Origin of the sequence: Lyngbya sp. CCY1209 (genome assembly GCF_035615495.1) — a bacterium.
In the GTDB taxonomy this organism is placed as follows: domain Bacteria; phylum Cyanobacteriota; class Cyanobacteriia; order Cyanobacteriales; family Microcoleaceae; genus Limnospira.
The window spans coordinates 1-13,006 of sequence record NZ_JAJENU010000147.1; the positions used below are offsets into that span (position 1 = coordinate 1).

Sequence of the window (13,006 nt, forward strand, 5' to 3'; positions counted from 1 at the left end):
AGGGGTGGTGGGTTACGGCGCGGATGAAAAGTTGTGGGTTTTTCCGAAAAATTACTGCCGCGCCTAACCCACCCTACAAAAATTTCTCTATATTTTGCCCGACCCGTCAATTTTGATGTAAACTATAACTTTAAAATCATCATTGAATGCACCCATAAATTTTATCACTCGCGATGAATCATTTCTCCCGACGTCACTTCCTGCAATTTGCATCTGCAGCCTTCGCGACACTGGGGATTCACCCCCTCGTCTTTCAACGCCAAGCCCGACGCTACGGGCAAGCCCTGGCCGAAAGTACGCCCCGAAAATTGGCGTTGCTGGTGGGCATCAACAGCTACGCCGACCAACCCCTCCAAGGCTGCGTCAACGATACGGAATTGCAGCGACAATTATTGATCCACCGCTTCGGTTTTAACCCCAAAGATATCTATATTTTATCCGATAAAGAAGCGACCCGCGAAGGCATTTTGACCGCCTTTGAAGAACATTTAATCAAACAAGCCAAACCCGGAGATATCGTCGTCTACCACTATTCCGGACACGGTTCCCGCATTTTCGACCCCGAACCCATTTTGAGAGGGGTGGGAAATACGCCACAACTCAACGGCACCTTCGTCCCCGTTGACGGCACGTTACCCGCCGGATATCCCGACGTCGGCGGCAGTGTCAAAGATATTATGGGACACACTCTATTTTTGTTGAAGTCTGCTTTACAAACGGAAAAAGTTACGGTCATTTTGGATAGCTGTTTTGCGGGCGGGGCGACCCGAGACGTGCGGTTTCGTTCCCGAGACGGGGGCAGAAATATTTTGGTTTCTCCCGAAGAAAGAGCCTATCAAGAATGGTGGTTATCTTATCTGGATATGTCCCCAGAAGAATTCGTCAACGGCTACCGGACGGGGGTGGCGAAAGGCATTGCTTTGGCAGCAGCAGCCCCCAATCAATTGGCACGGGAACAAAATATTAATGGCTTTCAGGCGGGAATTTTTACTTATTTACTGACCCATTATCTTTGGCATAAAGACAGCAATATCGACCAAATTTTCAAGAAAATCACCCCCGAAATTCCCTCGTATTTTCGGCAAGTTCCCCGCTACGAAGTGAAGGTGGGAAGCGGATATCAACTCGAAAATCCCTATTTTGTCGAAACGCCCAATTCTCCCGCCCAAGCCACCGTCATCGGGGTGAGTGGGAAGGATGCCCGGTTGTGGTTGGGGGGTGTCGATTTGCGAAAGGTGGGGGCGGGGACGGTTTTTGAGGCGGTTGGCGATGCTGGACGGGTGCGGGTGGTGTCCCGGGATGGTATCGTGGCGGCAGCGACTCTCGAGAACGCGGTGACGGTGGGAACGCCCTTGCAGTTGTCGGTTGAAGCGTCTTGATGCCATACCGACCCGGATCGCAAAGAAACAATTCCGACAGTAATTAATCATTCAAAAATTCGGTTTTCAACCCCCTTTTTCCGGGGACTAAAATCGAATATTTTCTGTTTAGCAAATCCCCTTTTTGTCAGATCCCCCCAGCTTGCGAAGGGGGAGATCCCCAAGGGTCCCTGGATTTTTGGAGATTTAACCGAATTCGATAAAATTATTAATTATTAATGATCCATTATTAATTGTTAATTGTTCTGCCGGCTGTCCCGCCGCCCCAACTCGTAAACGCCGCACAGGATGGCGACAATGACGCCGATGCTGATCGACCAACTGCGGCCCAGGGTGACTTCCACCACCCAATTGCAGAGTCCTCCGATCGCCAGAAAGGGTATGATGCTGAAAATGGAGGCCCAAAACGCATTTTGGGATTCTCGGGCCCGGCGGGTGCGTTCAAATTCTTCCTGGGAAGTGTAGAGCGATCGCTCCGCAAAGTTGAACCAGCGGGTCAGTTGCTCCATCACCCATTCGCTCACCGGAGAAAACCCCCAGTACAGGGCCAGTGACCACAATGCCGTCCCCGCGATCGCCGTGGCGTTGAGAGTGAATGTAAACGGAAAAATGTCGGTCAGCATGGGTCATTTGATGGCAGCGTTAGCAAAAACTTAACATAAATTTGCAAAACTTGTTCGATCCGCCCCCATCATCGAGTAGAATACTCCGTCATAAGTCTGCAAACATTCGATCCGGTCGGTCGCCCGGGATCGCAGAATCTCCGAGGTGGGCGATCGCACCACCCATCGCAATTCGCTCGATTGAAATCCCTTGTGGTGCATCCAGCCATGCAGTTTCGGTGATTGAGGAATCAAGAATTATGGCAAAATTCCAACCGCTACGGGCGCTCAAGCGTCACATCCACCCCAAACAGATAGCGTTGCTGGCGACGGGATGCATCGGTTTGAGCTTGATTCCCCTGGGGGGACAACAATTGCAAATGGGCGTCCGAGAGGCCCGGGCCTCCCAGGTCGCCGTGGGAATCAACTGGAACGGCGCCTCCTTCCCCGTCGAAAACTTTCTCGAATACACCTCCCCCTTCGGCTACCGCGGCAGCGGATTTCACTACGGCCTGGACCTGGCCGCCCCGATGGGCAGCTACATCCGCAACTGGTGGACCGGACAGGTGGTCGAAGTCTGGGAAGACGGCCGCTGCGGCACCGGGATCGTCATCCAGTCGGGCCAGTGGGAACACATCTACTGCCACGTCCAGGGATACGTCCAAAAAACCGCCGACGGCACCTATTTTATCGATCGCGACGGTGGCATCCAACTCCGGCAAGGGCAAATGGTCCCGGCCGGAGCCCGCATCGCCCGAGTCGGAATGACCGGCAGAACCACAGGCCCCCACTTGCACTGGGGGCTCAAGTATGGCGGACAGTGGGTCGATCCGGCCCGGGTGCTCATCGCCATGTACGACCAGCAGAATCGCCGATATTCTCAACGTTAGATAACCGGAAACGGGGGCGGGGCGGATGTCCCCCATTCCCGACTCTCTCTAGGCTTTTTTCAAGCCGATCGCCATCTGCCGTTCCGGGAGCGTCGTGTACTCGGCCACCAGGCGGCGGAACTCTTCCCCTTCAATGGTTTCCATCTCCAAAAGCAAATCCACCAGGCGATCGAGCAAGATCCGGTGGTCCCGCATGATCCGGCGGGCGCGATCGTAGCCCCGGAGCGCGATCGCCCGGATCTGGTGGTCGATTTTCGTCGCTACCTCCTCAGAATATTCCGACTGGCTGGGGAAGCCCCGCCCCAAAAACACCTGTTCGCCGGGATGTTCCAGGGCCACCGGACCCAAGTCGGACATCCCGTAGCGCGTCACCATCTCCCGGGCCAAATTCGTCACCATTTGGATGTCGTTGCTGGCCCCGATGGTCACTTCCGCTTCCCCGAACACCTCCTGCTCCGCGGCCCGCCCGCCCAAAGCGATGGCGATCTGATCCATCAGCCAAGCCCGGGTGTAGAGGCCGCTATCGACCATCTCCTCGTTGAACATCTGCTGGGCGAACCCGCCCACGCCCCCCGATCGCGGGATAATCGTCACTTTGTTGAGGGGGTCGGAATTTTCCAAAAGCGTCATCAACAGGGCGTGTCCGACCTCGTGGTAGGCGATCAGCCGCTTTTTCTTGCAGTCTAGGAGGGGCGTCAGCGCCAGCCCGATCGTGATCCGGTCGATCGCGTCATCGATCTCTAAGAGCGAAATCGCATCTTTGCGCCGCCGAGCCGTCAAAATCGCTGCCTCGTTGAGCAAGTTCGCCAGATCCGCCCCGGAGAGCCCCGGAGTCCGCCGTGCGATCGCTTCCAAAGAGACATCATCCGCCAACTTCTTATTACGGGCGTGCACTTTCAGGATGCCCAGACGGCCGTTGTAGCTCGGCAAATCTACGATCACCTGGCGATCGAACCGTCCGGGCCGCAGCAGCGCCGCATCCAAAACATCTGGGCGGTTCGTCGCCGCGATCACGATAATCCCCGGATTCCCCTCGAACCCGTCCATCTCCGTCAACAACTGGTTGAGAGTCTGTTCCCGCTCGTCGTTGCCGCCCCCGATGCCTGCGCCCCGCTGCCGGCCCACAGCATCAATTTCGTCGATAAAGATCAGGCAGGGCGCGTTCTCCTTCGCCTTTTTGAACAGATCCCGTACCCTAGAGGCGCCCACGCCGACGAACATTTCCACGAATTCCGAACCCGAAATGCTGAAAAAGGGTACCCCCGCTTCCCCGGCGACGGCCTTCGCCAGCAGGGTTTTACCCGTTCCGGGAGGACCCACCAACAGCACTCCCCTGGGAATTTTAGCCCCGATCGCGGTGAATTTTTCCGGGGATTTCAAAAAGGTGACGACCTCCTGCAATTCTTCCTTCGCCTCTTCGATCCCCGCCACGTCGTCGAACAGAATCCCGGTTTTCGCCTCCATCTGGAACCGCGCCCGGGATTTGCCGAAATTCATCGCATTTCCGGAAGACTGGGTGGAGCGACGCAGGATCATCAGCAGGAACGCCAAAACCACCACGATCACCAGGATATTGACCACCAAACCCATCGCCGCGCTGTTGTCCGCCGAGGGTTTCACTTCGTAGTCCACGTTCTGAGCCCGGATGGCGTCCATCAGTTCCGGGTTGGTGTCGAAGAGTCCCACATATCGGCTCTGCTCTTGATTTTCCGCGTCCGTGTAGGTGACTCTCGCCATCTGTCGGGAGGGATCTTCTTGGATTTTGATCACCTGTCCCGCTTCGATTTTCTGCAATAACTCGGTGTAGCTGAGGCGATCGGAATTGTTCTGGGCGAAGGCGGGAGTCCCCAACAGGATGCTCTGGGCGATCGCCCAACTCCCCAAAATCCGCCACAGATGCTTTTTGGTCACTGACGGTTTCACGGCCCGCCGTCCGAATCCGTCGATCCAGGAACCTTTCATATCAATATTTGCCCTTTCCTGTTGCTGTATCCTCTTTCAGTCTAAATCGAGGCGTTTCTATAGTGTAGCGCTCCCCCAGTCTGAGGGTTGGGGAGGTCAAATTGGTGCGATCGCCATACGCCTCTTCAATATCTGTAGCACAGGCATCTTGCCTGTGATCACAAGCGAGATGCCGATTTGACGCGACGATCGCAACTATCGCGCCATGCCGTAACAACGGTTTGGGGGCGATCGCAGATCTATTATTTATGATCGAGGTTACAGTTGTCACAAAACTGCCCATGTCCTTCCAATACCCCGTCCCCCAAACCGATCCGCCGCGATCGCCCCGGGAAACCCTTCCCACCATGTACGATTTGCCCAGCGAAGACCCGGAGGAACCCGGATTGCCCGACGAATTTCACTACCGCCAACCCCCCCTCCTGAGTCAAACCTTTCAACCCAAAACATATCCGCCGGAGCAGGTTTTTAGTGCCGGGGATATGAACCTTTATTATGATATTCGTCACTTTTCTTGGTACAAACGCCCGGATTGGTTCGGAGTCGTCGGCGTGTCGAAACTTTACGACGATCGCGACTTGCGTTTGAGCTATGTGATGTGGCAAGAAATGGTGCCTCCGACGGTGGTGGTGGAACTGTTGTCGCCGGGGACGGAAAGAGAAGACTTGGGCCGGACGACGCGCCTGAGTACCGCTCCGCCCACCAAATGGGAAGTTTACGAACAAATTTTAAAGGTTCCCTATTATATTGTTTTTGACCGCTACAGCGATCGCCTGCGGGGGTTCGTCCTCACGGCGGGTTTTTATCAAGAATTGCAGTTGGCGGAACCCAAAATTTGGATACCCCAATTGGAGTTGGGTTTGGGATTGTGGGCGGGAGAATATGAAGGAATGAACCGCCTCTGGCTGCGGTGGTACGATGGGGAGGGAAATTGGATCTCGACCCCCGCCGAACAAAAGGCGATCGTCCAGGAAGAATTGGAAACTGAACGACGGCGGACGGAAACTGAACGTCAACGGGCCGAAACTGAACGTCAACGGGCAGAAACCGAACGTCAACGGGCAGAAACCGAACGGGAGCGATCGCGGCGTCTCGAAGAATTGTTGCGCTCCCACGGCATCGATCCCGACCTTTGAACCAGATAAATTATCCCATTTTTTGGGGCGATCGCGTTTCAATTGGGGCGAAAATACAGCGTTTACCGGGCTTGCGAGGTACGATTCCGGGTTCAAAGTCCCCATCCCCCCCTACCCCCCCTTTGTAAGGGGGGAGTTCAAGGGGGATAATGGCGGATCGAACCGTATCGCAGCAGATCGGCAACTGCTATATTCATCGATTCAATTAATGGAGAGATAAACAATGAATGAATTGCTCCGACAAGTAGTCGAAGAGATCCAAAAACTTCCCGAGGACGAACAAAATGCGATCGCCCGTCATTTTTTGAGCGAACTCCGGGAAAAAAAGATCCGAGAAGATTATAAAATTGTCGCCGATTATGGAGAAAAATCGTTCTCAAATTCTCCCCGTTATCGTTGGGATATATCCATTTACAATCGCGAAAATCAACGGATATTAATCGTCGAGGTCAAGCGTAGCTCGAATGCTTCACTAGATTGGGCGATGCAATTGAGGCATCAAATCTTTGCAAACGACAATTTTCCGATCGCCCCTTACACTATGCTTGTTTTTACCGATAAAATCTATTTGTGGTGCGATCGCCATCCCCAAGATCTCACATTGGAACCTTCCTATATTATCGATGCAACTCCAATTTTCCAACCTTACTTTGAACGATCTAAAGTCACGGCGGAACACATCAGTGAATACAGTTTTGCAATGATTGTTGCTTCTTGGTTGAGAGAAATAATTCGGGTTGCAAATTTTCCCGAGGATCGCGATCGGCTTCAAGAATGGCTGGTCGAATCCCGACTTTTGAGCGCGATCGAAGGTGGCGACGTGAGATATGAGGATTGGGCGTGAATATCTACGTCGAAACGAAAAATCAGAATTGAATCGTTGGAATTGTAGGATGATCTTCGATTTTGCCGAAGGCTTGAGATTTATTGAATCTCAAATCTCGTCCTAATTGATTGGAATAACGAAAAAATGCGCCGCCTCTGGCTGCGGTGGTACGATGGGGGGGAATGGGATGGAGATCCTGGGCGAACGACGGCGGGTCAAAGCGGAACGGGAGCGATCGCGCTCCAACAGTATCGCTCCCGACGATATTATCCCATTTTCCGGGACGATCGCTTTTCAATCGGGGCGATCGCGACAACCGTTTCAATATCCTCTAAAATATTGACGGGTTCTTGGGCGGGTTCCCTCGACTCCAGAAAAATGACAACGCGGGAGAAGCTCTCATGATCAACGGTGTGATGATGCAATACTTCCACTGGTACATCGACTCGGACTCGATCCTGTGGGACCAACTCAAACCCAACGCCCGAGAACTCGCCGATGCCGGAATTACCGCCCTCTGGCTGCCTCCCGCCTACAAAGGCATGGGGGGAACCCACGATGTCGGCTATGCCACCTACGATCTCTACGATCTCGGAGAGTTCGATCAGTGCGGGACCGTCCGCACCAAATACGGCGATCGCCAACAATATCTCGATGCCATTCACGCCGTCCAAACTGCCGGAATTCAAGTCTATGCCGACGCCGTCCTCAACCACAAAATGGGGGGCGAGTCCACCGAAATGGTGCGGGCGACACCCTACTCGACGGGCGATCGCATCCATCCCAAAGGCGACCTGAGAGATGTCAAATCCTACACCCAGTTTAAATTCCCCCGCCGCCAAGGTCAATATTCCGATTTTCAGTGGAACTGGCAGCACTTCGATGCGGTCGATTACGACGATTTAACCAAAGAAAAAGACACCATTTATTTGTTTGACGGCAAAGTTTTCGATGATTATGTCGCCCTCGAAAAAGGCAACTTCGCCTACCTGATGGGATGCGATCTCGACTTCCAAAATCGCGACGTTCGGGACGAAATCATCAACTGGGGAAAATGGTATCTCGACACCACCGGAGTGGACGGTTTCCGCCTCGACGCCATCAAACACATCTCCGCCTGGTTCTTCCCCGAGTGGATTGACGAACTCGAAAAACACGCCCAAAAAGATCTGTTCGTCGTCGGAGAATATTGGTACAACAACATCGACACCCTGCACTGGTACATCGGCACCCTCGGCGGCCGGATGTCCGTCTTTGATGTCCCCCTCCACTACAAATTTTACTACGCCAGCAAATCCCACGGACATTTCGACATGAAGACGATCCTCGATCACACCCTCATGAAGGAACGCCCCATCAATGCCGTCACCTTCGTCGAAAACCACGATTCCCAACCCTTACAATCCCTGGAAGCCCCCGTCGAACCCTGGTTTAAACCCCTCGCCTATGCGCTGATCCTACTGCGCCGCGAAGGCTATCCCTGCATTTTCTACGCGGATTATTACGGGGCACAATACGAAGATTACGGACACGATGGCAACCGTTATAAAATTCTCCTTCCCTCCCACCGCACGATACTTGACCAGTTATTATACGCCCGCCACCGCTACGCCTACGGGGAACAGTACGACTATTTTGACGACTACAATACAATCGGTTGGACTCGTTTGGGAGATGAAGAACATCCCGAAGGTTTAGCCGTGATTATGAGTGACAATATCCCCGGGCAAAAATGGATGGAAGTGGGCAAACCCAACGCCAAATTTACCGATCTCACCGGACACGTCAAAGAACCTGTCCACACCAACGAATGGGGGTGGGGGCAGTTTTTCTGCTGCGGCGGTTCGGTGTCCGTCTGGGCGCAAGAAAACAATTGATAATTGATCATTGATGATTGATAACTTTTTCTGATTTTTGGGGGTGGATGCTGGGGAGAGGGCGAATGCCATTCGCCCCTACTTTTTTGGGTGGATTTTTATTTTTTGAAAAAAATTAAGAAATGTTAAAATTTTTGCCTTTTTTTGGGGAGGGGGTTGCTTTTGGGGTTGACTTCCGGTATTATTTTAGATAATGGGAGTGGTTGCAAAAATATTATTTTTAGCACCACTCCCATTATGGGGGATTATGTCAATAGTCTACCGCGAATCGCCGCCCCCTGTCAACCCCCCCTCGCCCATTTCCAAGCATCAGAAAAAAAAATTTTTCTGAAAGTGAGATATTAAAGGCAGTGTAATTCCCGACTCCCGACTCCCGACTCCCGACTCCCTAAGATCGCATCTGTTCGACAGTTGCGATCGCCCATTCGATGACCTGGGTTCCCAAACTCACCGTATCCAACAAATCAATTTCCCGAATCCCCGTCGGGCTGGTGACATTCACTTCCGTCAGGTAGCCGCCGATCACGTCCAACCCGACGAAATACAACCCGTCTTCGAGGAGTTTTGGCGTGACTTTTTCACAAATTTCCAACTCGCGATCGCTAATTTCCGTTTTCGCCACCCGCCCGCCGACGGCCATGTTTCCGCGAAATTCTTTGCCCGTGGGGATGCGATTCACCGCCCCGATGGGCTTTCCATCCAACAAAATGATCCGCTTGTCGCCCTCTTTTGCCGCGGGTAAATAGGTCTGCACCATCACCGGTTCGGAGCCCCGGCGGGTGCTGATTTCGATCAGGGAATTGAAATTGCGATCGCCGGGTTCGAGAAACAGAATCCCCTCCCCGGCTTTCCCCCCCAGCGGCTTCAAAACCCCCGCCCCCTGGCGTTCCACAAATTCCCGGATCACCTCTTTTTCCCGGCTGACGATCGTTTCCGGGAGCACCTCGGTGAATTGCAGGGCGTACATTTTTTCATTCGCCGCCCGCAACCCTTTGGGAGCGTTCACCGTCAGGGTTTTGGCGCGATCGATGTAATCCAAAATATAAGTAATGTAGAGATAGGGAATCGTCACCGGCGGATCGATCCGCATGAACACCGCATCCATCGCCTCCAAAGGCTGCAATGTGGCATCTCCCAAATTAAACCAGATTTTCTCCGCCACCCAGCGCGCGCCCTCCCGAACAATCGGCGTCAGGCGGACGGGAGTCAGCGTCGCCCAGGCTTTTCCATCAATCACACTCAGTTGGTGGGCCAACGTCACCCACACTTCGTGACCCATCTCCTGAGCCGCCTCCATCATGGCGACGCTGCTATCGTGGACGGGGTTCAAGTTCTCGATGGGATCGATAATGAAGGCGAATTTCATGGACCGGATTGCGAGTGGGCGAAATTAATCATACCCCCAAGCCGGTGTCAGTGGTTTGGGGGTATTGCCGAACGGTGCGACTCTAGGCGGCGAGGAGGGGATCGAGTTCGCCCTGGGCGTCGAGGGCGTGGAGGTCGTCACAGCCGCCGACGTGTTGGCCGTTGATAAAGATTTGGGGGACGGACCGGCGTCCGTTGGCGCGTTCGGCCATTTGATCCCGCGCTTCCTCATCTCCGTCGATGACGTATTCGGTGAACTCCCAGCCTTTCTCTTTCAGGAGGGCTTTCGCCCGCAGGCAAAAGGGACAGCGGCTCCAGGTGTAGATTTCGATGGCATTATCCATAGGTCTGTCAGGAACTTTAGTAACATTTCTTAATATTTTATGCCAAATCGGTCTGAATTGGCAATTGTCTTGCGATCGCTTCCTCAACTGCGGCCCGACACCGCCCCACCCGACAGCGATGAGAAACCGGGTTTCTATGAAAGTTTCTCGTTCCCCGGCACAGGGCCACCCAGAAACCCGGTTTCCAGTCACTTAATTGGATAGCCTCGAACCCTTCAAAACTTCCTTCAAACTCGACACCTCATTTAAAATCGCCATCTCCCGGGCACATTCCTCCTGTAGAATTTTCAGATAGCGTTGCTGCCGCGCCCGAAATGCCTCCGGGTCCTGAGTCTCCACATTGGACAAACTCGATTTCAACATTGCGATCGCCATATTAATCGCCGACAGAGGACTCCGCAACTCCTCCGACAAACGATCCAACAATTCCTCGTGGGAATGGCTTTGCTGTTGAAGTTCTTGCATCCGCTGCTTGAGTTGTAGTGCCCGCCGGTGTTCCTCGTCGAGCTCGGCTAAATATCGCCGCTGTTTTTTGAGACGGGCGCGAATTGCGTTGAGAAGTTCCTGGGGAGAACAGGGTTTGGAAAGATAATCATCCGCCCCCAACTCCATGCCCAAACGCTGGTCGGCGCGATGGACTTTTGCCGTCAGAAAAAGAAACGGAATTCGCGCCGTGTCGGGGTTTTCCTGCAACCGTTGCAGGACTCCGTAACCGTCCATATCCGGCATCATAATATCACAAACGATCGCATCGGGACGGTAGAATCGAGCCCGATCGATCCCTTCCTCGCCGTTGGATGCGCCGACGGCATTGAATCCTTCATTCTCCAAGATTTCCAGGATATTGTCGCGAATGGAGTCTTCATCCTCAATAATCAAAATCGTCATCATTGATTGTTACCTGCGATCGCTTCAACCGTTTTGATCGGATTTGCCGTCAAGGGGGTAACGTTGTCCCCAGCTTTTTTGTCCACCCTGCCGCTGATGTCGGAAAATTTTATTTTTCTCGTCCATCCAGATTAACATAACTCGGGCGTTTCTCTCCGGGCGATCTGGGTGGGTGCGATCGCCCCGAGCGAAAATTGAGATGGAAAATTTATCATTTCTCAATCATCGGTGACTTTTTTTGACAAAACTTAATCGATAAATTTATAAAATCTTAGTGAAGAATTGTAAATAAATATTGGTTAAGAAAATTTGTATTTTTCCTCCGTTAATCGATACAATAATACCAGAGATTTTAAAGACGGGTTGCGCGCATCGGGACCGTGTAAATGGCGACCCGATGGATCGGTAAATCTACGGAAAAACTGAAACCGCCCCCGGGCAGGATTTCAGACTGAACGGACTATCAATGGGAGATCTCATCAAATGAATGGAAATGAAATCATCGATCGCTACATGAAAGGGGAACGAGATTTTCGAGGGCTCGATCTGATGGCGGCAAACCTGATCGGCGCCGAACTGATTTCCGCCAACCTGTCGGGCTCCAACCTCAAAGAAGCCTCCCTCGCCCGCGCCCACTTGGAACGCTGTTTTATCCAAGAAGCCAATCTCAGCGGCGCCTTTTTGTACGGCACAAACCTCCACTATGTCAAACTCAAAGACAGCCGTCTAATTGAAGCCGATCTCACCAAAGCCAACCTCAGCGGTGCCCACCTCGCCAAAGCCGATTTGATGGGGGCAAAACTCAGCGGTGCCATCCTGACTTGGGTGACGCTTTTCCGCGCCAACTTGCCGGGGGTGAACCTCTGCGGCGCCAACCTCAACGGCATCAATTTGCGGTCCGCAAACTTAGAAAAAGCGAACCTGAACTGGACGAACTTGAGTGGTGCACGGCTGAGTGGCGCCAACTTGCGAGGGGCGCAGTTGAACGGCGTTAAACTCGACGGAGCATTTCTAAATGGACTGCAATTGGAGGGCATCGACTTCAGCAGTTTGGAACTGAATCAAGTCAAACTCAGCGGCGCGAAACTGATGGGTGCGAACCTGCGAGGAACCAGCCTCCGGGATTCTCAACTGCGCTTCACCTGCTTGGATGACGCCAACTTAGAACGGGCGGATTTGCACGGCAGCAACATTCGCGGCGGCCAGTTTATCCAAGCCAATCTGATGCAAACTAACCTGGAAGAATGCGATTTAAGGACTGCCGATTTGAGTCACACGAACTTGAATCTGGCGAATCTGCGCGGCGCCGATTTGAGCAACGCGAACCTGCGCGGCGCCTATTTCTGGGGCGCCAATTTGGACGGCGCGAACCTGCGCGGCGCCGATTTGCGGGATGCGAGCTTGCGGAATGCCAAGTTGAACGGGGCGAACCTGCAAGATGCGATTTTGACCGGTGCGACCCTGCCCGACGGCCGCATTCACGGTTAATATCTACAGCTATCAGCAGTCAGCTTTCAAGTCAATCCAGTAGTCCAGTAGTCCAGTAGTAGACCGTTTCGGCTCAAATGAGGCAAAATTCCCAACGTAGCATCGGGCATCTTGCCTGTGGATTCAGATCCGATCGCCTCATTTAAGATAAAACTCTCCAGTAGGGTGGGTTAGTAGTCCAGTAGGGTGGGTTAGGCGCGGCAGTAATTTTTCGGAAAAACCCACAACTTTTCATCCGCGCCGTAACCC

The 13,006-nt window shown here is 53.1% G+C and carries 12 protein-coding genes; 7 read left to right on the forward strand and 5 right to left on the reverse strand.

What is annotated here, in order from left to right:
* Positions 1-173: 173 nt before the first annotated feature.
* Positions 174-1,379, forward strand: coding sequence for a caspase family protein (locus LKE08_RS01735; protein WP_324702467.1), 1,206 nt, complete (start codon positions 174-176; stop codon positions 1,377-1,379).
* 236 nt (positions 1,380-1,615) lie between these two features.
* Here the strand turns inward: LKE08_RS01735 and LKE08_RS01740 are convergent, their stop codons facing one another.
* Complete coding sequence (locus LKE08_RS01740; RefSeq protein WP_324702468.1) at positions 1,616-2,002, reverse strand: hypothetical protein; 387 nt, start codon at positions 2,000-2,002, stop codon at positions 1,616-1,618.
* Between the two features lie 239 nt (positions 2,003-2,241).
* Here LKE08_RS01740 and LKE08_RS01745 point away from each other — a divergent pair, with 239 nt between their 5' ends.
* Complete coding sequence (locus LKE08_RS01745; protein WP_324702469.1) at positions 2,242-2,871, forward strand: M23 family metallopeptidase; 630 nt, start codon at positions 2,242-2,244, stop codon at positions 2,869-2,871.
* Between the two features lie 48 nt (positions 2,872-2,919).
* Here the strand turns inward: LKE08_RS01745 and ftsH are convergent, their stop codons facing one another.
* A complete protein-coding gene (gene ftsH, locus LKE08_RS01750; RefSeq protein WP_324702470.1) occupies positions 2,920-4,833 on the reverse strand; it encodes an ATP-dependent zinc metalloprotease FtsH in 1,914 nt (637 codons plus the stop codon).
* A 281-nt stretch (positions 4,834-5,114) separates the two neighbouring features.
* Here ftsH and LKE08_RS01755 point away from each other — a divergent pair, with 281 nt between their 5' ends.
* The 4 genes from LKE08_RS01755 to LKE08_RS01770 all read left to right on the forward strand — a co-directional run bounded on the left by LKE08_RS01755 (position 5,115) and on the right by LKE08_RS01770 (position 8,672).
* Complete coding sequence (locus tag LKE08_RS01755; protein ID WP_324702471.1) at positions 5,115-5,969, forward strand: Uma2 family endonuclease; 855 nt, start codon at positions 5,115-5,117, stop codon at positions 5,967-5,969.
* Positions 5,970-6,192: 223 nt separating this feature from the next.
* Complete coding sequence (locus tag LKE08_RS01760) at positions 6,193-6,813, forward strand: hypothetical protein (protein WP_324702472.1); 621 nt, start codon at positions 6,193-6,195, stop codon at positions 6,811-6,813.
* Between the two features lie 169 nt (positions 6,814-6,982).
* On the forward strand, positions 6,983-7,138 hold the full coding sequence (locus LKE08_RS01765; protein ID WP_324702473.1) for a hypothetical protein: 156 nt from the start codon (positions 6,983-6,985) through the stop codon (positions 7,136-7,138).
* A 58-nt stretch (positions 7,139-7,196) separates the two neighbouring features.
* Positions 7,197-8,672: an alpha-amylase gene (locus LKE08_RS01770; RefSeq protein ID WP_324702474.1), complete on the forward strand. Its 1,476-nt coding sequence runs from the start codon at positions 7,197-7,199 to the stop codon at positions 8,670-8,672.
* A gap of 388 nt (positions 8,673-9,060) precedes the next feature.
* On the opposite strand, the gene gshB is transcribed toward LKE08_RS01770, so the two are convergent.
* The 3 genes from gshB to LKE08_RS01785 form a co-directional block, all read right to left on the reverse strand.
* Positions 9,061-10,038: a glutathione synthase gene (gene gshB / locus LKE08_RS01775; protein WP_324702475.1), complete on the reverse strand. Its 978-nt coding sequence runs from the start codon at positions 10,036-10,038 to the stop codon at positions 9,061-9,063.
* Between the two features lie 82 nt (positions 10,039-10,120).
* Positions 10,121-10,381, reverse strand: a complete 261-nt coding sequence (grxC, locus tag LKE08_RS01780) for a glutaredoxin 3 (RefSeq protein ID WP_324702476.1) — start codon at positions 10,379-10,381, stop codon at positions 10,121-10,123.
* A gap of 192 nt (positions 10,382-10,573) precedes the next feature.
* The gene (locus tag LKE08_RS01785) at positions 10,574-11,272 is read right to left on the reverse strand and encodes a response regulator (protein ID WP_324702477.1); all 699 of its coding nucleotides are present in this window, start codon (positions 11,270-11,272) and stop codon (positions 10,574-10,576) included.
* Positions 11,273-11,752: 480 nt separating this feature from the next.
* On the opposite strand from LKE08_RS01785, the gene LKE08_RS01790 reads away from it, so the two are divergent.
* Positions 11,753-12,757: a pentapeptide repeat-containing protein gene (locus LKE08_RS01790; protein WP_324702478.1), complete on the forward strand. Its 1,005-nt coding sequence runs from the start codon at positions 11,753-11,755 to the stop codon at positions 12,755-12,757.
* Positions 12,758-13,006 lie beyond the last annotated feature (249 nt).

Bases quoted from the DNA above. Each gene is read 5' to 3' on its own strand.
- LKE08_RS01735 (WP_324702467.1), top strand. From the start codon at position 174: ATGAATCATTTCTCCCGACGTCACTTCCTGCAATTTGCATCTGCAGCC.
- LKE08_RS01740 (WP_324702468.1), bottom strand. From the start codon at position 2,002: ATGCTGACCGACATTTTTCCGTTTACATTCACTCTCAACGCCACGGCG.
- LKE08_RS01745 (WP_324702469.1), top strand. From the start codon at position 2,242: ATGGCAAAATTCCAACCGCTACGGGCGCTCAAGCGTCACATCCACCCC.
- ftsH (WP_324702470.1), bottom strand. From the start codon at position 4,833: ATGAAAGGTTCCTGGATCGACGGATTCGGACGGCGGGCCGTGAAACCG.
- LKE08_RS01755 (WP_324702471.1), top strand. From the start codon at position 5,115: ATGTCCTTCCAATACCCCGTCCCCCAAACCGATCCGCCGCGATCGCCC.
- LKE08_RS01760 (WP_324702472.1), top strand. From the start codon at position 6,193: ATGAATGAATTGCTCCGACAAGTAGTCGAAGAGATCCAAAAACTTCCC.
- LKE08_RS01765 (WP_324702473.1), top strand. From the start codon at position 6,983: ATGGAGATCCTGGGCGAACGACGGCGGGTCAAAGCGGAACGGGAGCGA.
- LKE08_RS01770 (WP_324702474.1), top strand. From the start codon at position 7,197: ATGATCAACGGTGTGATGATGCAATACTTCCACTGGTACATCGACTCG.
- gshB (WP_324702475.1), bottom strand. From the start codon at position 10,038: ATGAAATTCGCCTTCATTATCGATCCCATCGAGAACTTGAACCCCGTC.
- grxC (WP_324702476.1), bottom strand. From the start codon at position 10,381: ATGGATAATGCCATCGAAATCTACACCTGGAGCCGCTGTCCCTTTTGC.
- LKE08_RS01785 (WP_324702477.1), bottom strand. From the start codon at position 11,272: ATGATGACGATTTTGATTATTGAGGATGAAGACTCCATTCGCGACAAT.
- LKE08_RS01790 (WP_324702478.1), top strand. From the start codon at position 11,753: ATGAATGGAAATGAAATCATCGATCGCTACATGAAAGGGGAACGAGAT.